The following is a 22,099-nucleotide window of genomic DNA, read 5'->3' on the forward strand; positions in this document are numbered from 1 at the left end:
GAGTGCGGGGACCGGCCCGCCAGGAGGGGGTCTAGAGGGTGCCGAGCGTCTTGAGCGCCGGGGTCGCCTTCCACGCGAAGTCGAACAGGGCCTGGTTCTCCCAGCCGTTCTTGCTGTTCGGGTCGTACGGGTCCCAGCCGTTGCCGGCGACGGCGGTCCAGGTGGCCTCCCACCAGAACACGCCCGCGCCGCGGCCGTTCGGCACGGCCTTCACGACGTTGGCGATCGCGGTCAGCATGTTGGACTGGCCCGTGTAGCTGGCCGGGTAGCCGGAGACGGGGGTCGCGGCGCTGATGATGTTGCCGAAGCCGTCGCGGTCGCCGGGGTTGAACGGGTACGCGGTCTCGACCACGTACACGGGCTTGCCGTAGCGCGAGGCCATGTCGTTGAGGTTCGACTGGAGGCCCGAGAGCGAGCCGTGCCAGTACGGGTAGTAGGAGGCGCCGATGGTGTCCCAGGTGACGCCGCGGGCCTTCATGGCGTCGAAGAACCAGCGGAACAGCGAGTTGTTGCCGCCCTCGGCGAGGTGCAGCATGACCTTCGCGGCCGGGACCGTGGCGCGCACGGCGTTCACGCCCGAGATGAGGAACTGCGCGAGGTTGTCGAGCTGGTCGTAGCGGCCGGTGGGCCACAGCATCCCGCCGTTGAGCTCGTTGCCGACCTGCACCATCTGCGGGGCCGCACCGGCGGACACCATCGCGCCGAGGACGTCGGCGGTGTGGTTGTAGATCGCGGTCTTCAGCTGCGCGACACTGTAGTTCGCCCAGGCCGCGGGCTTGGTCTGCGCGCCCGGGTCGGCCCAGGTGTCCGAGTAGTGGAAGTCGACGAGGACGTTCATGCCGGCCGCGCGGGCGCGCTTGGCGACGTTGACGACGTGGGTCTTGTTGTTGTAGCCGTCGGCGGGGTTGACCCAGACCTTCAGGCGGATCCAGTTGACGCCGCTCTTCTGGAGGATCCAGATCGCGTCCTCCTTCCAGCCGTCGGCCCACATGTACACGCCGTCCTTGGCTTCGGACTTGGCGAGGCTGGAGATGTCGGCGCCGCGCGCGAACGCGGTCTGGGCGCCTGCGGACTCGGCGGTGCCGAGCGCCAGGGCGGGCGCGGCGAGTGCCGCGGCCGCGGTGGTGAGTGCGGTCCTTCGCTTCATTGCGAGCACTTCCTTCAGAGGTAGAGCCTTAAGAGGTAGAGCCTTAAGAGGTGGTGCGGCCGGAGCCGCGGAGGGTTCAGCTCCCCGCGTGCGCGAGGACGACGACCGCTCCGGCGGGAACCGGGACGCCGTCTGCGTAGTCGGCGCCGGTGAGGGCGTCGGTGCCCCGGAGGTCCGGGACGTGCTGGTCCTGACCGGTGTGGTTGATCAGGAAACTGAGGGGGCCGCGGCGGACCGCTTCGAGCCCGTCGGGAAGGCCTTGCGGCCGTTGGACGCCCGCGCCGTCGAGCACTTGGGCGAGGAGCTCGCGCAGGCCGGTGGCGTCGTCGAGCGCGGTCGCCGCGTACCAGGCGGTGCCGGAGCCGACGCGGTGCCGCGTCACGGCGGGGCGGCCCGCGTCGGGGCCTTCCCCGAACGCCGCCACGGCCTCGGCGCCGTCGAGGCGCACGTGCTCGGACCAGATGCGCCCGCTCGCGCCCGAGGTGAGGGCGAGCCGGGCGCCCTCGTGCAGGGGGTGGTACTCCTCGACCCACAGGCCGAGCGTCTCCCGCAGCACTGAGGCGTGCGCGCCGGGGTGCACGGTGTCGTGCTCGTCGACGACCCCGGAGAAGTAGGAGACGAGCAGGTGGCCGCCGTCCTCGACGTACCCGCGGAGGTTCTTGGCGGCGGAGGCGGTGAGCAGGTAGGAGGACGGCGCGATGACGGCCTTGTAGCGGCCGAGGTCGGACTCGGGGTGGGCGAAGTCGACGGTGACGTGCTGCTTCCACAGCGACCCGTAGTACGCCTCGACGCGCTCGCGGTACTCGAGCTCCACCGAAGGGCGCCATTCGAGTTCGAGGGCCCACCAGGACTCCCAGTCCCACAGGACCGCGACCTCGGCGTGCACCTCGGATCCGACCACAGTGGAGAGCTTCTCGAGGTCGTTGCCCAGCTGCACGACGTCGCGCCACACCTGGGTGTCGGTGCCGCCGTGGGGGAGCATCGCGGAGTGGAACTTCTCGGAGCCGGCGCGGGAGGCCCGCCACTGGAAGAACATGAGGCCGTCGGCGCCGCGGGCGACGTGGGCGAGGGAGTTGCGGCGCATCTCGCCGGGGGTCTTGGCGATGTTGCGCGGCTGCCAGTTCACGGCGGAGGTGGAGTGCTCCATGACCATCCACGGCCCGCCGGCGACGGCGCGGGTGAGGTCGGCGCTCATGGCGAGCTCGATCTCGTGCTCCTCGCGCTCGGCGATGAGGTAGTGGTTGTTGGAGACGACGTCCACGTGCTCGGCCCAGCGGAAGTAGTCCATGTCCTTGCAGTTGGGCACCATGAAGTTCGTGGTCGCGGGGGCCGGGGAGTGGCGGGCGATGACGTGGCGCTGGAGCCGGTAGTTGGCGAGGTGCGCGTCGTTGGAGAAGCGCATCCAGTCGAGCTGCAGGGCGGGGTTGACGCCGGGCGGGGCGATCGCGGGGGCCTCGACCTGGTCGAACTCCCGGTACGTGAGGCCCCAGAAGGCGGTGCCCCAGGCCTCGTTGAGGGTGTCCACGTCGCCGTACTTGGCGGCGAGCCAGCGGCGGAAGTGCGCGGCGGACTCGTCGCAGTAGCACTGGACGTTGGCCCAGCCGTACTCGTTGTGCAGGTGCCACATCTGGACGGCGGGGTGCTCGCCGTAGCGGGCCGCGAGCTGCTCCACGATGGACTCGCACGCGTCGGTGTAGACCGGGTGCGAGGGGCACACGCCGTGGCGGGAGCCGGAGGCCATGGCGCGGCCCTCGGAGTCGACGAGGCGGATCTCGGGGTGCGCGCGGCGCAGCCACGAGGGCGGGGCGGACGTGGGGGTGCCCAGGTCGACGCCGATGCCGCCGTCGTGCAGGAGGCCGATGACCTTGTCGAGGCCGGTCCAGTCGTACTCGCCCGGGGCGGGCTCGATGATCCCCCAGTTGAAGATCCCGAGGCTGACGAGGTTCACCCCCGCCTCGCGCATGAGGCGGACGTCCTCGTGCCAGACCTCCTCGGGCCACTGTTCGGGGTTGTAGTCGCCTCCGTAGCGAATGGTCTGCACCGCGTGTCTCCTGTGAGGTTCCTTGCATCAATGCCTGTGAACGTGCACAGTACTCGACGCCCAGAGATCGCGCAACCTGAGGTTCTGTCGAGCGTCGTTTCAAAATTGTGATCGTTTCATGAAGAATCTTTGTTCTAAAAGCGGACATTAGGCGCAAAACTTGGTTGCTAACTGCGATGCGAGTCGCTAGATTCGTGTAAACGTTCACAGCCCGGTGGCGCGATTCATACGCCCAGCGCCGACCAGGCCACCACTCACCGAGACAAGGACTTGACATGCGCAGCAAAGGTGCTCACGCGGGACCCTCCCTCAACCGCCGCAACCTCCTCGCACTCGGCGGCGGCGTCGCCGCGGCCGGGACCCTCGCCGCCTGCGGCGGGCCCGAGGAAGACGAGAACGCCCAGAGCGGCGGCCTCGAGTGGGACGCCGACGCCCTGCAGTACGTGATGGAGGAGGACGTCGCCTCCGGCAAGGCCGCCCTCAAGGTCTGGTTCGAGCAGGACTACGTGGCCGAGGCGATCATCGCCGCCTTCACCGAGCAGTTCAAGGGCGTGAAGGTCGAGTACGAGCTCGTGCCCCAGAACGACGCCGTCGAGAAGATGACCACCGCCGGCGAGGCCGGGCAGGGCGCCGACGTCTACATGTCCTTCTACGACCAGCTCTCCCGCGCCATCGACCAGGGCGTGGCCGCCCCCCTCGGCGAGTACGAGACCGTGCTCAAGGGCCGCATGAGCGAGACCTTCACCGGCGTCGTCTCCGGCGGCGACGACGGCACCATGCACGCCGTCCCGGTCACCACCGAGTCGATCGCGCTGTTCTACAACAAGACCCTCCTCAAGGAGCTCACCGGCTCCGACGCCCCGGCCGCCACCTGGGAGGACATCAAGGCCCTCGCCGCCGAGTACAACGACCCCTCCAAGAACCAGTGGACCGTCCAGTTCACCCCCGGCGAGGTCTACCACGCCTACTCGATCCTCTCCGCGGTCGGCTGGCAGCTCTACCCCGACCTCGACCCGGCCAAGCCGAACTTCGACGACCCGAAGCTCATCGCGGCCCTCGACTACTACGCGGGCCTGCGCGAGGTCTTCGACGTCCCCGCCGCCGACGCCACCGAGGAGAACATCCGCCAGGAGTTCGCCGCCGGCAACACCCCTTACGCGATCAACGGCCCCTGGGCCTTCGCCGACTCCGACGCCGGCGCCGAGGCCAACGGCTTCGAGTACGGCGTCACCGTGCTCCCGAGCGTCGCCGGCGGCGAACCCGCCAGCTCCTTCGCCGGCATGCACACCGCCGTCGTCTCCGGCTACACCAAGTACCCCGCCGCCGCCCGCGTCTTCGCCGCGTTCCTGGCCTCCGACGCCGGCGCCGCCGCCCTCTACGCCGCCACGGGCCAGATCCCGGCCCTCAACGCCGACCTCCTCGCGGGCATCGAAGGCCTCGCCGACGACCCGCACGTCGCCGGCATCGTCGAGCAGTCCGCCCAGGCCGACCTCATCCCGCAGGTCCCCGAGTACTTCTGGGAGGTCGGCAACACCCTCGCCGTCGACGTCTGGGACTCCCTGAGCTCCGCCGCCGACGCCCAGACCAAGGCCGTCGACACCTACAACGAGCTGCACGGACTGTAGGGCAACGCAACCGATGAGCAACGCTCCAAGCAGCAGGCTCCCCGCACTGGTGCCAGGCCTCGCCTCGGCGCTGGTGTGGGGGGCCGGCCAGCTCCTCAACCGCCAGGCGGGCAAGGCCGCCTTCTACTTCGCGTTCTTCGCAGGCCTGGTCGGCTGGGAGATCGCCTCCGGCAACTACTACGCCGGAATGGACTTCACCGCGCGCGGCAACGGCGGGTTCTTCGTCAAGGGCCTGTGGGGCCTGTTCACCCTCGGCACCCAGTCCCGGCAGATGACCCTCACCGGGCTCTCCGAAGGCGACAACTCCATCACCCTCCTGGCCAGCGGCCTCATCGCGCTGCTCGTCCTCGCCCTCCTGGCCGTCATCTGGATCTGGGGCGTCCGCGACGCCGCCGCCTACCGCGCCACCCTCAACACCGGCGGCCCCCGCGAGTCCTCCGCGGCCTACTACCGGCGCCTGTGGGACAGCGCGTTCGCGTACATCATGCTCTCGCCGGGCCTCGTGCTCGTCGTGTTCATGTCCGTCCTGCCGGTCCTGTTCGTCATCCTCGTCGCCTTCACCAACTACAACCGCGACCACCTGCCCCCCAAGAACCTCGTCGAATGGGTCGGCTTCGACAACTTCGGCGCGATCCTCTCCGGCTCGGCCTGGACCGACACGTTCCTCGGCGTCCTCGCCTGGACCTTCGTGTTCGCGCTCGTCACCACCGTCGCCTCCTACGCGCTCGGCTTCTTCCAAGCCGTGCTCCTGGCCAACAAGAAGGTCAAGGCCCCGCGCGTGTGGCGCTCGATCTTCCTGCTGCCCTGGGCGGTCCCCGCGATCGTCTCCGCCCTGGTCTTCCGCTCCATGTTCAACGGCCAGTTCGGACCCGTCAGCCAGTGGCTCGTCGACGTCGGCCTCACCGACGACCGCATCTACTGGTTCACCGACGCCTCGAACCCCAACCTCGCCCGCGCCGTGGTGCTCCTCATCAACCTGTGGCTCACCTTCCCGTTCTTCATGGCCCTCGTCGGCGGCGTGCTCACCAACATCGACGCCAGCTACTACGAGGCCGCCCGCATGGACGGCGCCAGCGCCCTCCAGCAGCTGCGCCACATCACCCTGCCGGTGGTCCACAAGACCGTCGCGCCGCTGCTCATCCTCTCGTTCGTGTCCAGCTTCAACAACTTCGGCGTGGTCTACTTCCTCACCGAAGGCGGCCCCGACAACGCCGACTACCGGTTCGCGGGCAGCACCGACCTGCTCGTCACCTGGCTGTTCAAGCTCACCTTCGAGACCCAGCTCTACAACATCGGCGCCGTGATGAGCCTCTTCATCTTCCTCATCGTCGGCACGATCTCCGTGTGGAACCTCAACCGCTCCAAGGCGATTCGGGAGCTCTGACCATGACCGCCAAGACCATCGAGCGCCCCGCCCCGAGCGGGACCGCCACACCCCCGCGCCGCCGCAGGCGCCCCCGCGGCGAAGGCCTCTCCACAGTCCTCATCCACCTCGAGCTCGTCCTCGTCGCCGCCGTCGTGATCTTCCCGCTCCTGTGGGTCGTCGGCGCCTCCCTCAGCCCCGGCGACGGCCTCGGCGAGGTCTCGCCGTTCCCGTCCGAGGCGACCGTCGACCACTACGTGAACCTCTTCACCGAGACCGCGTACGGCCGCTGGTACCTCAACTCGCTCTACGTCGCCGTCCTCAACATGGCCGGCTCCGTCGTGCTCGCGGCCGTCTGCGGATTCGTGTTCTCGCGCGTCAAGTTCAAGGGCCGCAAAGCGGGGCTCCTGAGCATCCTCATCCTGCAGATGTTCCCGGCCTTCCTGGCCGCCATCGCCGTGTACATGCTCTTCCTGAACTTCGGCCTGCTCGACTCGCTCACCGGCCTCGCACTCGTGAGCATCGCCGGCGCTCTGCCGTACAACATCTGGCTCATGAAGGGCTACACGGACAACCTGCCCGCGAGCCTCGACGAGGCCGCCGCGATCGACGGGGCCGGGCGGCTCACGATCTTCGTGAAGATCATCCTGCCGCTCATGCGCCCGATGCTCACCTTCGTGGCGATCACGCAGTTCACGCTGCCGTGGATGGACTTCATCCTGCCCCGGCTCGTGCTGCAGAGCGCGGACAAGCAGACCGTCGCCCTCGGCCTGTTCAACATGATCAGCTCCGAGTACGCCAACTCGTACACCACGTTCGCCGCCGGCGCCGTCGTACTCGCCCTGCCGATCACGATCCTCTACATCGTCCTCCAGCGCTACCTGGTGACCGGCGCGAGCGCCGGCGCCGAGAAGGGCTAGGTCCCATGCCGACTCCCATCAGGGGCGCCGACGTCTCGATGACCGCCGAGATCGAGCAGCTCGGCGCGGTCTTCCGCGCCGACGGCACACCGCACGACCTCTTCGAGCTCCTCGCGGCCCAAGGCGTCAACTGGATCCGCCTGCGCCTGTGGGTGGACCCGCGCGACGAGACCGGCGCCCCGTACCTGGGCGGCACGAACGACCTCGCGACGACGGTCGCGCTGGCCCGCCGCGCCAAGGCGGCGGGCCACGCGGTCCTGCTCGACCTGCACTACTCGGACTTCTGGACCGACCCGAAGAAGCAGTCCACGCCGAAGGCCTGGCGCGACCTCCAAGGGGCCGCACTCGAAGCGCGTGTGCACGACTGGACCTCGGACGTCCTCGCCGCACTGGAAGCGGCCGGGGCCCCGCCCGACATGGTCCAGGTCGGCAACGAGATCACCAACGGGATGCTCTGGCCCGAAGGCCGGACCCCCCGGTTCATCGACGCCGAACGCCGCTTCGACGGAGAGGACCCGGCCGCGTTCGACCGGCTCACCGGACTCCTCGCCGCCGGGACCGCCGCCGTCCGCGAGGCGGGTCTTGCGAACGGCGCCGGCGCGCAGGTGATGATCCACCTCGACTTCGGCGGCGCGAACGAGCTCTACCGCGGCTGGTTCGACCAGGCCACCGCACGCGGCCTCGACTTCGACGTCATCGGCCTGTCCTACTACCCGTACTGGCACGGGACCCTGCAGGACCTGGGCGCCAACCTGAACGACCTCGCCGGCCGCTACGGCAAGGACCTCGTGGTCGTCGAGACCGCGTACGCCTGGACCGGTGAGTCCCCGGCCGGGCACCACCAGGTGTTCAAGCCCGAACTCGCCGAGGCCGGCGGCTACCCGGCCTCGCCCGAGGGGCAGACCGCGTTCCTGCGCGATCTCTACGCCACTGTGGATGCCGTGCCCGGCGGGCGCGGCCTCGGCATCGTCTACTGGGAGCCCGCGTGGCTCCCGGTCGACGGCACCACCTGGGCCTCGCGGGCCGGTATGGAATACGGCGACGACGTGGTCGACGAGACCGGCAGCTCGTGGGCCAACCAAGCGCTGTTCGACTTCGACGGCAACGCGCTGGCGTCGCTGCGGGCGCTCGGCGGCGGGTGAAGCCGTTGCGGCGCAGCCGTTCGGACGCTTCGTCCGGCATCGGCGGAGAGGCCGCCGTCCCCTTGGGCGGCCTCCCCGCGCACCGCTCGACCGGAGCTTCGGAGCGGGCCTCGGTCCGGACCGCTGCTCCAGGGCGAGTGATAATCGAGTGAGACACAGGGGAGAGCTGAGCATCTTGACACGGAAACGACCGACGATCCACGACGTGGCCGAGGCCTCGGGCGTCTCGCGCGGCACGGTCTCCCGCGTCCTCAACGGCAAGGCGAACGTCTCGCTGTCGGCCGAGGCGGCGGTGCGCCGCGCGGTCGCCGAGACCGGGTACGTCGTGAACCGGGCCGCCCGGAGCCTGAAGACGAGCCGGACGGGTTCGATCGTCATGGTGCTCTCGGAGCCCCAGGAGCGGCTGTTCGAGGACCCGAACTTCTCAGTGCTCATGCGCGTGGCCACGAACCAGCTCGCCGACCGGGACATGTCGCTGGTGCTCATGATCGCGGGCGACGACGGCGGCCGCGACCGGGTGGCGCGGTACCTGCGCGGCGGCCACGCCGACGGCGCGCTGCTCATCTCGACCCACGCGGGCGACCCGCTGCTCGACGAGATCGAGCGCGCGGGCGTGCCCGCGGTCGCCCTCGGCGCGGTGCTCGGGCGCGAGTCGGTGATCCCGTACGCCGCCGCCGACGAGCGCGGCGGCGCGCGCGCCATGGCCGAGTACCTGGTCGAGCAGGGCCGCCGGAAGATCGGGATGATCACCGGCCCGCTCGACACACCGGGCGGCTCGCTCCGCCTGGAGGGGTTCACGAGCGTGCTCGGCCGCAAGGCCGGGAAGCAGATGGTCGTGCACAGCGACTACACGCAGGCCGGCGGCGAGGCCGCGATGCACCGGCTGCTGGAGAACGTGCCTGACCTCGACGCGGTGTTCGTCGCCTCCGACCTCATGGCCGCCGGTGCGCTGCAGGCGCTGCACGCGGCCGGCCGCCGGGTCCCCGAAGACGTGGCCGTCGGCGGCTTCGACGACTCGGCGATCGCCTCGGCGACCCGCCCGGCCCTCACCACGGTCCGCCAGCCGCTGGCGAAGGTCGCCGAGGAGACCGTCCGGCTGCTCCTCGCCCTGCTCGAAGACGAGGAAGTCGAGCCGGTCATCCTGCCGACGAAGCTCATCATCCGCGACAGCGCCTGATCCGACAGCGCTTCCTCCGACAGTGCTTGAACCGAGGCACGGACGTCCGCGTCGGACGGAGCGTGTTCTTCTTCATCGTCGGTGCGCTATTCAGCTCGTTCATCGGGCGAGCCGGCATGAACATGGCCGCCCGCGCGAACGTGCGCGTGGCCGCCGCCGCCCGCGACGGACAGGCGTGTGATCGGCCGCAGCGATAAAGGCGGGGCGCCCGGTGGTCCGGGAGCCCCGCCTTTGCAATGCGTGACATGTGGCGTGTGATGTATTTACCGCGCTTGCGTTCAGAGCGACGCCTTCCCCGCCCGCTGCCGGACCGGCGCGGGCTCGGGGATGTTCGCGGCCAGCGCCATCACGGATCCGGCCAGGAGCAGGAGCAGCCCGAGCGCGGCCGCGGCCTCGCCCGCGGCGAGCGAGCCGGCCGGGAGGTCCTCGCTGATGCGCAGGTCGCTGCCGTACAGGATCATGGCGCCCGCGAGGCCGCCGAAGGCCCAGACGGTGCGGGTCTCGTGGGTGTGCAGCGTGAAGTACAGGGCGCACCACACGACGAGGAGCAGCATGAGCCCGAGGGACATGACGTAGGTCCGGGTGTCGGGCTGCACGCCTTCGACGCCGGAGAGGTGCCAGTAGTCGAGCGAGCCGCCTCCGGCGGTGTCGACCCAGGGCATGAACATCGAGCCGACCATGAGCACCGAGCCGCCGAGGGCCGCCAGGCCGCCGATGCGGGAGAACGGGGTCGAGGGAGTGCGCTCCATCTTCCACCTCCGGTAGAGAACCGCTGATGACTCAAGCGCACCACCGCCGGGCGGCATCGTCAACGTTCTTGACGGGTTCTTGACATGAAAGGGACGTCAATGTCGGGAACCGGACAGACCGTCAGCGGTCCGCCCCGTGCGGCGATCCGCACCAACTGGGCGTGGGCGTACTCGCAGACCACGGCGTGGCGGTATACGGCGTGCGGGACGTCGGTGTTGGAGTCGGCGCGGATGGCGAGGTCGCCGCTGCACCAGCGCAGGAACGTCGGGTCGCCGGTGATCTCGCTCAGGATGGCGAGGATCGAGTCGTCGAACCGCATGGAGTGCACGGCCCGGCGGTACTCGTCGGGGGTGAGGCAGGCGGCGAACGGCAGGTTCATGAGGCACAGGGCGGTCTGGATGTCCAGGCGCATGAGGCGGAACCGGTACGGCTCGGGGTCGAGCTCGGGCATGTCGAGGCCGCTGAAGTCGATCGTCTGCGGGCGCCCGATCCGGTTGCCGTCGAGGGCGATGAGCACTTCGTAGACGTTGATGTCGTGCTCGATGACGGCGCGGTCGCCGAGTCCGGCGAGGTTCACCGGCCGGAGCGACACCGGCTCGATCCCGGTGTCGGTGTTGCGGACGATGAAGTTGAGGAGGTTCGTCTCGATCACGAAGTGGCGGATGAGGAGTTCGACCGCGAGCGGGGAGACGAAGCGGCGCAGGAACCACAGGCAGAGCCGGTCCATGAGCCGGTGCGCGGTCCAGCGCACCGGCGTGAGGCGCTTGAGGGCGACGATGACGAGAGCCAGTACCCGCGAGACCGGCCGCAGCACAGGGTAGATCCAGGTGCGGGTCCACTGCTGCTGGTCGTCGGTGACCATTCGGGCGACGCCGGGTTCGAGGGGCATCGCGGGGTCCGCGACCATGGCGTCCCACAGTGGAGGGTCACTGAGCGGCCCGCCGGGCGGCGCCTCTTCAGACCGTGCCTCTTCAGGCCGTGCATCTTCGGACCACGCACCTTCAGGCCGCGCACCTGCAGACGGCGCCGCTTCAGACATTGTCGAGCTCTTCCAGTTGGAGGGCGTAGAGGCGGGCGACGATCCTGGCGGTCTTGACGACGGCGTCGGCGGCCGCGGCGTCGATGCGCGGCGAGGCGAGGATGGCCTGGAGCTTCGCGAAGTGGTCGTCGTCGGCTTCGCCGTGGTAGGCGAGGAAGCTGACCTGGTCGTCGCGCAGGCCCAGGGTCTCCTTGAAGCGGGCGGCCCAGGCGGAGGCCTTGCCGGTGCCGAGGCCCTCGATGATGAACATGGCGCCGAGGAGGCCGATCGGGTCGGGTTGGCTGGCGGTGTGGAACATATACGCGGACAGGGCTTCGGAGCCGATGTTCTTCTCGCCGGCGCGGATGTCCTCGATGGACCCGCCGCAGGCGGCGTAGTCGCGTTCGATCATCATGAAGTCGCGGTGCTCCTCGGCGGCGTGCCCGATGGCGGCGCTGCGGAGGTCGAAGCAATCGACGGAGAAGTTGGAGGCGGCGCGGGAGATCCAGCGGGCGCCGTCGGCGACCTGCTGGCGCAGGTTGAACAGGAGCCGCCGGTAGTCCTCGATGGTGGCGGTGCCCTCCGCGAGGCGGTGCATGACCGGCACCTGGTCGAGCCGCTGCTCGAACTCCTGCCAGACGGCGGCCAGCCGGTCCTGGACGCTCCCGGACTCCGGCGCGACGCGCTGCACCGCGGGCGGGGCCGCGTGCACGGCGGGCCGCGAGACCGCAACGGCCGCAGGCGCCTCAGTGCTGGCGTCCACACAGGTCAGATGGGCGAACCCGAACGTGAACCGGCCCGATTCGGGCACGGCGAGCAGCACGGTCTGGCCGGGTTCGAACCGCCCGGTCCGCCAGCACTCCTCCAACGCGATGAAGATCGAGGCCGCTCCGGTGTTCCCGCGGGTCTCGAGGTTGGAGAACCACCGGTCCGTGTCGATCTCCGCGCCCGCGGAGGCGAGCTGGTCGAAGACGATGTCGCGGAACGCGTTCGTCGAGTAGTGGCACAGCACGTGGTCGAGTTTGCCGAGGTCGATGAGACCGTCGCGGGCCAGGGCCTGGAACTCGCGCAGTCCGGCCTCCGCGAGGGCGCCGAGGGCGCTCGTGTCCTGTCGCAGCAGCATCATCCCGGCCTGCTCGGCCGCGGCGGCGCTGCCCATGTCCTGCCAGGTGCGGCCCGCGGTGGGGGAGGGGCCCTCGCCCATCCCGGCCCGCATGCACACCTGGTTGGCGTGCGCGAGCGAGACCGTGCGGACCCAGTCGACGCGCAGCGAAGGCCGGTCGGGGCGCGGCTGCGCCTCCACCAGGACCGCGCCGGCGCCGTCCGAGAGCATCCACCGCAGGAAGTGCGCGTCGGCGTCACCGCCCCCGTTGAACCTGGAGGCCCGCAGCCACCGGCTCGACAGCTCGCTGCCCACCACGGCCGCGCGCCGCCGGTCGCCCAGCCGCACCTTCGCCACGGCCGCGTCGAGCGCGGCGAGGCTGGAGGCGCACACGCCGGAGGCGGAGAGCACCTGCATCGGCCCGCCTCCCAAGCGGCCGTGCACCATCGACGCGAACCCGGGCACCAGCAGGTCGCCCTGGGTGGTCGCGGTGGCGAGCATGTCGAGGTCAGCCGCGCCCAGTCCGCGCTCGTCCAGAGCGGCGTGGAGCGCGTTCACGGCGAGCTGCTCGTTCAGCTCGGTCGTGCGGCCCTGCGCGTCGAGCGCGTAGTGGCGCTTGGCGATCCCGTTGGCCGCCAGGATGCGGCGGCGCAGGCGGTCGCCGCGCTCGTCGACCCCGCCGAGGCGCGCCGCGATCTCGTCATTGCCGACCGGGGGACCGGGGAGGTAGGCGCCGGCGGCGGTGATGTAGGCGTTCATCCCTCCATTGGACAGCGCCGGAGGCCCTGCGCGCATCGGCCCTTCTACTCAAATTTCGGTGACGAAAGTACTCAGTCGCCGTCGATGCCCTGCTCGATCGCGTACCGCACGAGCTGGGACCGGTTGTGCAGTTGGAGCTTGGTGAGGATGTGCTGCACGTGGTTCTGGACCGTGCGCTGCGAGAGCACCAGCCGCTCGGCGATCTCGCGGTAGTTCAGGCCCTTCGCGACGAGCCGCAGCACCTCGGTCTCGCGCTCGGAGAGCTTCGGCCGCTCCTCCTCGTTCGCGTTCGCCAGGCGCCGGTACTCGCCGAGCACGAGGCCCGCCAGGCCCGGCGTGAACACCGCATCCCCGGCCGCGACCCGCTCGACCGCGTCCGCGAGCTCGGCCGCAGACGCCGACTTGACGAGGTAGCCGCGCGCCCCGGCCTTCATCGCCTCGAGCACGTCGGAGGACTCGCCGCTCGCCGAGAGGATCAGCACCGCCGTCGGGCAGTCCTCCCCGAGGCCTTGCAGCACACCCACTCCCGTGAGGTCCGGCAGCTGCAGGTCCAGGATCGCCACGTCCGGCCGCAGCTCCCGGATCGCAGTCAGCGCCGCCCGGCCCTCACCGCACACGGCGAGCACGCGGTGCCCGGCCGCCGTCAGGTCGCGGGCGATCGCCTCCCGCCAGATCGGGTGGTCATCGACCACGATGAGCGTCGCCATCGGCGTCCCCTTCCGTTCGCGGACGCGGCACCCGCATCTCGACCTCCGTACCCGACCCGGGCCCGGACACCACGGTCACGGTCCCGCCGAGCTCCCGCACCCGGCCCTCGATCGACTGCGCCACACCGAGACGCCCCTCGGCGGCGGCCGCGGCCAGCCGGCCCGGCGCGATCCCGGGGCCGTCGTCGCGGACGCTCACCGTGACCGCCTCGCCGTCGTCCTCGACCAGCAGCCACACGCGCGTCCCCTCCGGGCAGTGCTCCCGCACATTGTCGACCGCGCTCGCCACGGCCGCCGCGACCTCCCTCGCGGTCGCCGCGGGCAGCCGCACCGGCGTCGCCGGGGCCGCCACGGTCACCGACCCGCCCGCGTGCCGCCCCACGAGCTCGCGCAGGTCCGGCCGCCCGTCGAGCGGATGCTGGTACGCCGCAGAGGAGATCAGCGCCCGCAGCGCCTCCTCCTGCCGCCCCGCGAGCCGCCCCAGCTCGGCCGCCTCGCCCCCGATCTCGTTGCCGCGCCGCTGCACCAGCGCCAGCACTTGCAGCACCGAGTCGTGGATGTCCCGCGCCAGCCGCTCCCGCTCCTTCGCGGCCGCGGTCCGCTCGGTCGCCCGCCGCGTCCGCTCCTCGGCCTCCACCCCGAGCCGCACCAGGTGCCCGATGGTGAAGCCCGTCAGCACCAGCAGTGCCGCCTCGTTCACCGTGTTCTCGCCGATCCCGCCCCGGAACACCATCCCGAAGACCGCGATCACCCCGCCCGCCACGGCCCCGCTGCGCCGCCCCCACGCTGCGCCGCACGCGAGCACCACCCCGGCGAGCCACGGCCCCAACGAGATCGGCACCGGCCCGTCCGAGACCGCCAGCGCCCACGCCGACACCGCGACCGCCAGCGCCGTCACCGCGAGGTCGGCGTAGACCGCCCGCTCCTCGTACCCCTTGCGGGTGTACCGGTAGCTCACGACCGCGGTCCACCCGGCGAGCACGAGCACCAGCAGTGCCGCCGCCACGGGCCGGACCAACGCTTCGAACGCGAAGGCGCCCAAGAGCACCGGATAGCCCAGGGCGGCGAACCGGAACACCGCGATCGCCCGCCGCAACTGCGTCTGCAAACCCACCCGCGCATTCTCCCAGGCGCCCGCCGAGCACACGGGTCCAAGTGCGACGGGAGTTCCCTACACATCGGCCGGTGGACCGCGGTCACTAGAGTTGCGGCATGTCCTTCTCCAGCCCCCGACCCGCCTCGATCAGCGTCGACTTCGGCACCTCGCACACCGTCGCCACGATCCGCCGCGCGGACGGCCGCGTCCACCAGCAGCTGTTCGACGGCTCCCCGCAGCTGCCCTCTGCGGTGTTCATGAACGACGAGGGCGGACCGGTCGTCGGCGCGGACGCCGTCCACTCGGGCCGCCGCAAACCGGAACGGTACGAGCCGAACCCGAAGCGGCGCATCGACGACGCCCAGATCCTCCTCGGCGAGACCGAGATCCCCGTGACCAGTGTCATCGCCGCGGTCCTCTCCCGGGTCGCACGCGAATGCGAGCAGACCCTCGGGTCGCTCGGGCCGGTCACCGTCACCGTCCCCGCCGCGTGGGGGCCGACCCGCCGCCACGTCGTGGCGGACGCCGCCACCGCCGCCGGGCTCGGCACTGTGGACCTCGTCGCCGAACCCGTCGCGGCCGCCTCCTACTTCGTGGAGACCATCGGCGCGAACGTGCCGCCCGGCAGCGGCGTCGTCGTCTACGACCTGGGCGGCGGCACGTTCGACGCCACGGTCCTGCGCCGCGCCACCACCGGCTTCGACGTGCTCTCGGTCGACGGCGCGGACGACCTCGGCGGCCTCGACTTCGACCAGGCCCTCGCCGAGCACGTCGCGAAGAGCGTGCAGCCGGACGACGAGCGCTGGCCGCGCCTGACGAACCCGACCGAGCCGGCCGACCTGCGCCACCGCACCGCCTTCATGGACGAGGTGCGCCAGGCGAAGGAGCGGCTCTCCCGCAGCGCCTCGACCGAGCTGACGATCCCGCTGCTCGACGTGGACGCCCACCTCACCCGTGAAGAGCTGGAACAGGTCTGCACGCCCCTGGTCGAGCGCACGATCCGCGTCACCCAGGGCGTGATCCGCGAATCGGGGCTCGCGAAGGAGCAGGTCGCCGCGCTCTTCCTCGTCGGCGCCGCGAGCCGGATGCCGCTCGTGGCCACCCTGCTCCACCGCGAGCTCGGCATCGCCCCGTCCGCGATCGAGCAGCCCGAGCTGGCCGTCTCCGAAGGCGGCCTCGTCGCCCAGCACACCGTGAACACCCCGATCTCGGTGCCGAGCCCGGCCCTGCCGCCGCAGACCGCCCCGCCGGTCGCCCCGGCCCCGGTGCCGAGCCCGGTGAGCGCCCCGACCGGCCAGACGATGCGGCTCCCGCACCCCTCGGCCCCGCCGATGGTCTCGCAGCCGGGCATGCAGCCGCCGACCATGCAGTCGCCCTCGCAGCCCACGCCGCATGCCGTGCCGGGAATGCCGCCGCACCCGCTCACCCAGCCGCACATGGCCGCGCCCACCGGCCCGCCCTCTGGCCCGCCCGCGGGCCCGCCCCACGGCCAGTACCCGACCGGTCCCGTTGCGCCCCAGCAGGGTCCGTGGATCAAGTCGAAGCAGGGCATCGCCGTGCTGGTCTCGGCGGCCGCCGCCATCGTCCTCGTGGCCGCCGCCCTCGTGGCGCTGCCGTACCTCGCCAAGGACAAAGAGGACGACCCGACCACGGCGAACGAGCAGGCGCAGAGCGACGAGGCCAGCGAAGCCGCGGACGGCGGCGCCACCGAGGACGACACCGACGGCTCGGCCTCCACAGGTGACGACGACGGCCTCGTGCCGCTCGCCGACGCGGTCCAGGGCGACCTGACTGCCCGCATGGCCTCGCAGCACGTCGGCGCGATCACGCAGATCGAGACCGCCCAGCTCGACGGCGCGAACGTCGTCCTCACCGGCGGCGAAGACGGCATGGTCCGCATCTGGAACCCCGCGGACGGCACCTTGATCGACGAGTACCGCGGCCACACCGGCGCCATCCAGAGCCTCGGGACCGTCACCGAGACCGGCGGCCGCGTCGCGGTCTTCTCCAGCGACGGCTCCACCGACGACACCTGGTACCTCGACGACCCCGCCACGTCCGTCGCCGACCGCGAATCCCAGTACGACACCGTCTACTGGTACGGCCTCTGGGACGGTACCCCCGCCTACGCCACGGACTACGAGGTCAAGCAGCTGTTCACCGGCAACACCATCACCGACATCAGCACGTACTACGGCTACGGCCTCTCGTTCATCGAAGTGGATGGCACCCTGCGCGCCGTCTCCCACTACGAGAACCGGGTCATCGTCACCGACCTCGCCTCCGGCGAGCCCGTCGGCGGCACGTTCGACCAGCTCTCCTACGAGATCATGGCGCTGGCCGTGGGCCAGGCCGCCGGGAAGAGCCTCGCCGTCACGGTCACCGGTGAAGGGGCCATCCAGGCCTGGGACCTCGCCGCCGCCGAACCGTTCGGCACCCCCGCCCAGGAGCTGTACCAGACCGTGACCGGCCTGGGCGTGATCGAGATCGACGGGAAGGCCGCGGTCATCGCCTCCGGCGACCAGGGCCTGAGCCTGTTCGACCTGGAGACCGGCGCGCAGCTCGGGGAGAGCTTCGCCCCGCACACCGGGGACGAGGCGCTCACCGGCGCCGCGGTGACCGAGATCGACGGCGAGCAGGTCGTCGTCACCGGCACCGCCATGGGCCAGGTCGAGGTCTGGAGCCTTTAGGGCGCAGCGGCGCGGGCCCGGCCGGGCCCGCGCCGCGCGACCGCTACTGCCGCGGGGGCGTGGCGTGCATCGGGGGCGCGACCGGCGCCATCGGGCCCACGAGCAGCGCTCTGGCGTTGCGGCGCTTGCGCGTCCACCGGACCGGGACGATGACTGCGGCGGCCACGAGCGCCGCGACGGGCAGGAACGGCAGCAGGATGCCGACCACCACCGAGACGCCGACCAGCAGGTTCACCGCTCCCTTGAAGCCCACGACGACCCCGTCCCAGAACGAGTCCGGTCCCGCATACCCGGCCGCCTCCGCGGCCGACGGGGTGACGACCGTGAAGTCGATGGTGGACATCGCGACCCGGTCCTGCAGGTCCTCCAGTTGCGACTCCAGGGACGCCAGCTCGCCTTCGCGCTCGGCCAGTTCGGCCTCGAGCTCGAGGATCGCGGTCACTGAGGTCGCCTCGGCCAGGAGCCCGCGCACGCGCTCGACGCTGGCGGTCTTGGTCGCGATGTGCGCGTCGAGGTCGACCGTGGCCTCGGTGACGTCCTCAGTGGTCACCGCCCGGTACCGCTCGCTCTCGGCGAGCGCGGAGAGCCCGTCCATGGCCGCCGTGAACTGCTCGGACGGCACGCGCAGGACCAGGTGGGCGCTGCTGTAGGACGCCTCCTCACCCGTCGCGCGGTCCCGCTCGTCGGCGGTCACGAACCCGCCGAAGGACTCGGCGAGGTCCCACGCCGCTTCGGCGATGCCCTCGGCGTCGGGGTCCTCGACTTCGAGCACCGCCTCGTAGACGACGGCGCGGTCGCCGGTGTCGACCTGCGGGTTCGCGGAGGCTTCAGGGGCCGGCGCGTCCTCGACGAGGTCGGCGGCCTCCCCTTCGGCGGCCTGGGAGCCGCCCCCGTCGCCCGCGTTGGAGCAGCCGAAGAGGAGCAGTGGGGCCGCGGCGAGCACGGCGGCGTATCTGAGAGGTCGCATCATTTGCCTCGCAAGGGATCTCGGAAGGGGTACGACGGCCGGGGCCGCCCGGTGTATCCAATGGTGGTTCCTCCGCGTCACGAATCGACCACGGGAATCTCTCGATAGAGGAGCGTCGGCCATCGGCGCACTTGTGACGCTCGGAGGCCCCGAGGCGTTCCCGGCCGGGGCGCGAAGCGGGCTCCCCGAAGCGGCGCGGGCGATGCAGTCTGCTGCAATATACTTGCAATAAAGCGGCGGTGCGTGACATGTGATATGCCACTGCCATGCCGCGAGTCGAGCCCAAGAGGGAGACCGATTGGCGGACAAGGAGACCACGATGACCGACCACGAACACGACGCCCCCGGCGGCCACGCCTCCGAAGACGCGGCACCCGGCGGCCCTGCCGCCGGAGACCCCGCCCCTGAAGCCCCCGCCCCCGGCGGCCGTGCCCCTGGAGACCATGGCCGGGCGCACCCGATCACCCGCTACGGCGAGGCCGTGCTCCACCGCGCCTGCAAGCCGGTCGAGGCGTTCGACGACGCGCTGGCGGCGCTGATCGAGGACATGTTCGCGAGCATGTACGCGGCCAACGGGGTCGGCTTGGCGGCCAACCAGATCGGCGTCGACGCGCGGGTCTTCGTGCTCGACTGCGAGGACGCCGACGGCGAGCGGACCGTGGCCGCGGTGGTCAACCCGGTGCTGCACCTGCCTCCGGCTCCGCGTGAGCTCATGGTCGACGACGAGGGCTGCCTCTCGGTGCCCGGCGCGTTCGAGGACACGCCCCGTTCGACCACCGCCGTGGTGGAGGGCTTCGACGCCGAGGGCAAGCCCGTGCGCATCGAGGGCACCGGCACGCTCGCCCGCTGCCTCCAGCACGAGTACGACCACCTCGAAGGCACCGTCTACGTCGACCGCCTCCCGAAGAAGGCCCGCAACCGCGCCCTGGCCGAAGCCGGCCTCCGCTAAAACGGGCCCTGGGCCGTCCGGAACCAGCGGACCGCGGCGGGCGTCGGCAGGCACGCCGCGTTGGCGAACGGCAGCGCCACGAACGCCGCCGCCCGACCCCGGATCACCGACGACAGGGGAGGCGCGCCACGGCTTACGTGTCGGACGGCTCTGGCATCATCGTCGCCGTGGACTACCGAGAGCTGAAACAGGAACTGCGCCGGGCGTACGACGCCGAGGCCGACACCCGCGCGGTCATGGACGACCGCCCTTGGAAGGCGTTGGAGCGCAACCGGTTCGCGGAGAAGCTGCGGGAAGCGGGGGTGTCGCGCCTGCTGGAGATCGGTGCGGGGCACGGGGTCAGCGGCAGGTGGTTCGCCGACGAGGGCTTCAAGGTCACCTGCGTCGACCTCTCGCCCGAGCTCGTCGCGCACTGCCGGGCCAAGGGCCTCGACGCGGCGGTGATGGACTTCGCGGACCTGGCGTTCGAGGACGGGTCCTTCGACGCCGTGTTCGGCATGAACTGCCTCCTCCACGTGCCGAAGGCTGAACTCCCCGGCGTGCTCGGCGAAGTGCGCCGCGTCATGGCCCCCGGCGGGTGGTTCTACTGGGGCCAGTACGGCGGGCAGGACTTCGAAGGGGTCTGGGAGACCGACTCGTACGAGCCGAAGCGGTTCTTCTCCTTCTTCACAGCAGACCGCATCGAAGCGGTCGCGGCCGGGCACTTCGCGCTCGTCGAGGTGAACCACATCGCGCTCGAATCGGCCGTCGACCAGTACCAGGGCCTCATCCTGCGCCGGCGCTGAGTCCGCGAGATACGTTTGGTGCGGGGCTTTGGGGCTGGGCAAACGCTCTGCCCCGCTCTATCCTCGCCTCAGGCCGCCTCGCGGCCCCAGGCGCGGAACGGGGGACACGCCATTGTCTGCTGAGCAGCAACAGATCGCCGAACTCATCGCGACCGGCAACGACGGGCGCATGTACGCCACCGAGCCGGACCGGTTGCGCCGGCTCGTGCGCTACGAGCTCGCCCGCGAAGAGCGCCTCTCCCAGCCGGAGCTGCGGCAGGCCGGCGTCGGGCTCATCGCCCTGGGGGAGTACGCGGAGGCGCGGCGGGTCCTCGCCGCCGCCGTGGACCGCGCCGCGGTCCCGCGCCAGCGCGTTGCGGCGCTCGTCAACCTCGGCGACGCCCACCGCTACTCCGGCGACCTCGGGGACGCCGAGCCGCTCTACGAGCAGGCCATCGAGATCGCGCGGGCCGAGAGCCCGAACACGCTCCACTTCGCGCTGCAGCACTACGGCAAGCACCTCATCGACGCCCGCCGGCCGCACCTCGCCGTCGAGGTCCTCACCGAGGTGCTGGCCATGCGTCAAAGGATCGGCGACCCGGCGCTCGTCACGGCGACACAGGAGGCGCTGAGCGCCGCCCGCGCAGCGGTCGGCCAGCGTACGATCTGACCCTCCGTGAAGCCGAGCAGAGGAACGCCATGACGACGAACCCGACCGCCGACTCCGATGCCGCACGGCCCGAGGCGATCGGCCTCGCCCGCCTCGCCGACATGCTGCGGGCCGAAGCGGCGAACGGCCTGTACTGGGGATGCGACCTCGGCGAAGAGGCCCGGCTGCGGGCACTGCGCGAGCACGCCGCGGCTCTGCTGGCCGAGGTCGACCACCGCTCGTACGAGGAGATCAGCGCGGTCTTCGCGAACGACAGCGGCCTGCGGACGCCGATCCCCGGCACCGAGTTCCGCATCGACTGCGGCGACGGCACGCGCCTCGTCCACCGCCGGCGCTTCCGCGCCGACACGCTCGCGCAGCGGCTGGAGGCCACCGCCGCGGCCCTCGGTGCGGACGTCCCGGCCGAACCGGTGGCCATCGCCGACACCGACCTCGCGGATCTGCCGTGCCCCCACACCTACCTGCTCGTCTACGAGTTCACGACCGATCTCGACGCCGACGCGGCCGAGAAGCTGCTGGAGCCGGCCGACCCGGACCTCGACGGCGACCTGCCGACCTTCGCCCCGGCCGCGAGCGCGGTCGAGCGCGAGCGCGGCCCGCTGCGCGTCTCCCCGGCGGCCAAGGCGATCCTCGACGCCGTCGCCGCGACCGCGCAGACCTCCCTTGCGGAGGCGACGAGCCCGTACTCGGTCGAACGGCACCACCGGGTCGCCGCGCACTGCGAGCGCACCGTGGCAGCGGACCTGGCCTACCCGCGCATCGACTGCGGGGACCTCGCCGCCTACGGCGTTCCGACGGGCGCGGATGCCGCGGTCTTCGACGACGAGGGCCGCGTCCTCGTCATCAAGCGCACCGACACCGGGCAGTGGGCGGTGCCCGGCGGGGGCGCCGAGGTCGGCGAACCGGTCGCTCTGGCCGCGGTCCGCGAGGCCTTCGAGGAGACCGGGCTCGAGGTCGCGCTGACCGGTCTGTCCTGGGCGTTCGACAAGCGGGACACGGACCTCGGGGACAGCCGCATGCCGATGATCATGAGCTTCACCGCCGTTCAGACCCGACCGGGCCAGGCGATCCGCCTCGCTCCGCTGGAGGCCTCCGACCACCGCTGGATGACCGAGGCGGAAGCGGCCGACGCGGACCTGTTCAGAGGCCATGAACTGCGCGTTCCCGTCGCCTTCGCGCGCAACCGAACGGAGCGGTAGACGCGGGCGGGGG

At 71.3% G+C, this 22,099-nt stretch carries 18 protein-coding genes and 1 pseudogene; 11 read left to right on the forward strand and 8 right to left on the reverse strand.

What is annotated here, in order from left to right; genetic code table 11:
• Positions 1-31: 31 nt before the first annotated feature.
• Both O2L52_RS03125 and O2L52_RS03130 read right to left on the reverse strand, forming a co-directional pair.
• Positions 32-1,147 (reverse strand): glycoside hydrolase family 53 protein, encoded by a 1,116-nt coding sequence (locus tag O2L52_RS03125; RefSeq protein WP_270113850.1) that lies wholly within the window; start codon positions 1,145-1,147, stop codon positions 32-34.
• Positions 1,148-1,223: 76 nt separating this feature from the next.
• Complete coding sequence (locus tag O2L52_RS03130; protein ID WP_270113851.1) at positions 1,224-3,188, reverse strand: beta-galactosidase; 1,965 nt, start codon at positions 3,186-3,188, stop codon at positions 1,224-1,226.
• Between the two features lie 275 nt (positions 3,189-3,463).
• Between O2L52_RS03130 and O2L52_RS03135 the strand changes: the two genes are divergently transcribed.
• From O2L52_RS03135 to O2L52_RS03160, 6 genes and pseudogenes are all read left to right on the forward strand, one after another.
• Positions 3,464-4,813 carry an extracellular solute-binding protein gene (locus O2L52_RS03135; RefSeq protein WP_270113852.1) on the forward strand — a complete coding sequence of 450 codons (1,350 nt, stop codon included), beginning with the start codon at positions 3,464-3,466 and terminating at the stop codon, positions 4,811-4,813.
• Between the two features lie 13 nt (positions 4,814-4,826).
• A complete protein-coding gene (locus O2L52_RS03140) occupies positions 4,827-6,197 on the forward strand; it encodes a carbohydrate ABC transporter permease (protein WP_270113853.1) in 1,371 nt (456 codons plus the stop codon).
• Between the two features lie 2 nt (positions 6,198-6,199).
• On the forward strand, positions 6,200-7,096 hold the full coding sequence (locus O2L52_RS03145) for a sugar ABC transporter permease (protein WP_270113854.1): 897 nt from the start codon (positions 6,200-6,202) through the stop codon (positions 7,094-7,096).
• 5 nt (positions 7,097-7,101) lie between these two features.
• The gene (locus O2L52_RS03150; protein WP_270113855.1) at positions 7,102-8,238 is read left to right on the forward strand and encodes a glycoside hydrolase family 53 protein; all 1,137 of its coding nucleotides are present in this window, start codon (positions 7,102-7,104) and stop codon (positions 8,236-8,238) included.
• Between the two features lie 175 nt (positions 8,239-8,413).
• Positions 8,414-9,415 carry a LacI family DNA-binding transcriptional regulator gene (locus O2L52_RS03155; RefSeq protein ID WP_270113856.1) on the forward strand — a complete coding sequence of 334 codons (1,002 nt, stop codon included), beginning with the start codon at positions 8,414-8,416 and terminating at the stop codon, positions 9,413-9,415.
• Between the two features lie 38 nt (positions 9,416-9,453).
• Positions 9,454-9,582: pseudogene (locus O2L52_RS03160) on the forward strand (sodium/proton-translocating pyrophosphatase); the annotation flags it as partial.
• A 111-nt stretch (positions 9,583-9,693) separates the two neighbouring features.
• Here the strand turns inward: O2L52_RS03160 and O2L52_RS03165 are convergent.
• The 5 genes from O2L52_RS03165 to macS form a co-directional block, all read right to left on the reverse strand.
• Positions 9,694-10,164, reverse strand: a complete 471-nt coding sequence (locus O2L52_RS03165; RefSeq protein ID WP_270113858.1) for a hypothetical protein — start codon at positions 10,162-10,164, stop codon at positions 9,694-9,696.
• Between the two features lie 59 nt (positions 10,165-10,223).
• Entirely contained in the window at positions 10,224-11,084 is an 861-nt protein-coding gene (locus O2L52_RS03170) for a DUF6999 family protein (protein WP_373897064.1), read from the reverse strand.
• Positions 11,085-11,196: 112 nt separating this feature from the next.
• The gene (locus tag O2L52_RS03175; RefSeq protein ID WP_270113860.1) at positions 11,197-13,044 is read right to left on the reverse strand and encodes a 3-oxoacyl-[acyl-carrier-protein] synthase III C-terminal domain-containing protein; all 1,848 of its coding nucleotides are present in this window, start codon (positions 13,042-13,044) and stop codon (positions 11,197-11,199) included.
• Between the two features lie 71 nt (positions 13,045-13,115).
• Entirely contained in the window at positions 13,116-13,751 is a 636-nt protein-coding gene (locus O2L52_RS03180; protein ID WP_270113861.1) for a response regulator, read from the reverse strand.
• Complete coding sequence (gene macS / locus O2L52_RS03185) at positions 13,726-14,865, reverse strand: MacS family sensor histidine kinase (RefSeq protein WP_270113862.1); 1,140 nt, start codon at positions 14,863-14,865, stop codon at positions 13,726-13,728. The genes O2L52_RS03180 and macS overlap by 26 nt, the downstream gene beginning before the upstream one ends.
• Before the next feature lie 98 nt (positions 14,866-14,963).
• Here macS and O2L52_RS03190 point away from each other — a divergent pair, with 98 nt between their 5' ends.
• Positions 14,964-17,537: an Hsp70 family protein gene (locus tag O2L52_RS03190; protein WP_270113863.1), complete on the forward strand. Its 2,574-nt coding sequence runs from the start codon at positions 14,964-14,966 to the stop codon at positions 17,535-17,537.
• Between the two features lie 43 nt (positions 17,538-17,580).
• On the opposite strand, the gene O2L52_RS03195 is transcribed toward O2L52_RS03190, so the two are convergent.
• Positions 17,581-18,504 carry a DUF4349 domain-containing protein gene (locus tag O2L52_RS03195; protein WP_270113864.1) on the reverse strand — a complete coding sequence of 308 codons (924 nt, stop codon included), beginning with the start codon at positions 18,502-18,504 and terminating at the stop codon, positions 17,581-17,583.
• A gap of 319 nt (positions 18,505-18,823) precedes the next feature.
• Here O2L52_RS03195 and def point away from each other — a divergent pair, with 319 nt between their 5' ends.
• The 4 genes from def (at position 18,824) to O2L52_RS03215 (ending at position 22,086) form a co-directional block, all read left to right on the forward strand.
• Complete coding sequence (gene def, locus O2L52_RS03200; RefSeq protein ID WP_270113865.1) at positions 18,824-19,453, forward strand: peptide deformylase; 630 nt, start codon at positions 18,824-18,826, stop codon at positions 19,451-19,453.
• A 137-nt stretch (positions 19,454-19,590) separates the two neighbouring features.
• On the forward strand, positions 19,591-20,238 hold the full coding sequence (locus O2L52_RS03205) for a class I SAM-dependent methyltransferase (protein ID WP_270113866.1): 648 nt from the start codon (positions 19,591-19,593) through the stop codon (positions 20,236-20,238).
• Between the two features lie 112 nt (positions 20,239-20,350).
• Positions 20,351-20,887, forward strand: coding sequence for a tetratricopeptide repeat protein (locus tag O2L52_RS03210; RefSeq protein WP_270113867.1), 537 nt, complete (start codon positions 20,351-20,353; stop codon positions 20,885-20,887).
• A gap of 29 nt (positions 20,888-20,916) precedes the next feature.
• On the forward strand, positions 20,917-22,086 hold the full coding sequence (locus O2L52_RS03215; RefSeq protein WP_270113868.1) for an NUDIX domain-containing protein: 1,170 nt from the start codon (positions 20,917-20,919) through the stop codon (positions 22,084-22,086).
• The last annotated feature ends 13 nt before the right edge of the window (positions 22,087-22,099 follow it).

It is taken from the genome of Glycomyces algeriensis (assembly GCF_027622855.1).
Taxonomy (GTDB): domain Bacteria; phylum Actinomycetota; class Actinomycetes; order Mycobacteriales; family Micromonosporaceae; genus Glycomyces; species Glycomyces algeriensis.

Bases quoted from the DNA above. Each gene is read 5' to 3' on its own strand.
- O2L52_RS03180 (WP_270113861.1), bottom strand. From the start codon at position 13,751: ATGGCGACGCTCATCGTGGTCGATGACCACCCGATCTGGCGGGAGGCG.
- O2L52_RS03140 (WP_270113853.1), top strand. From the start codon at position 4,827: ATGAGCAACGCTCCAAGCAGCAGGCTCCCCGCACTGGTGCCAGGCCTC.
- O2L52_RS03135 (WP_270113852.1), top strand. From the start codon at position 3,464: ATGCGCAGCAAAGGTGCTCACGCGGGACCCTCCCTCAACCGCCGCAAC.
- O2L52_RS03215 (WP_270113868.1), top strand. From the start codon at position 20,917: ATGACGACGAACCCGACCGCCGACTCCGATGCCGCACGGCCCGAGGCG.
- O2L52_RS03150 (WP_270113855.1), top strand. From the start codon at position 7,102: ATGCCGACTCCCATCAGGGGCGCCGACGTCTCGATGACCGCCGAGATC.
- O2L52_RS03125 (WP_270113850.1), bottom strand. From the start codon at position 1,147: ATGAAGCGAAGGACCGCACTCACCACCGCGGCCGCGGCACTCGCCGCG.
- O2L52_RS03145 (WP_270113854.1), top strand. From the start codon at position 6,200: ATGACCGCCAAGACCATCGAGCGCCCCGCCCCGAGCGGGACCGCCACA.
- O2L52_RS03175 (WP_270113860.1), bottom strand. From the start codon at position 13,044: ATGAACGCCTACATCACCGCCGCCGGCGCCTACCTCCCCGGTCCCCCG.
- def (WP_270113865.1), top strand. From the start codon at position 18,824: ATGACCGACCACGAACACGACGCCCCCGGCGGCCACGCCTCCGAAGAC.
- O2L52_RS03190 (WP_270113863.1), top strand. From the start codon at position 14,964: ATGTCCTTCTCCAGCCCCCGACCCGCCTCGATCAGCGTCGACTTCGGC.
- O2L52_RS03165 (WP_270113858.1), bottom strand. From the start codon at position 10,164: ATGGAGCGCACTCCCTCGACCCCGTTCTCCCGCATCGGCGGCCTGGCG.
- O2L52_RS03195 (WP_270113864.1), bottom strand. From the start codon at position 18,504: ATGCGACCTCTCAGATACGCCGCCGTGCTCGCCGCGGCCCCACTGCTC.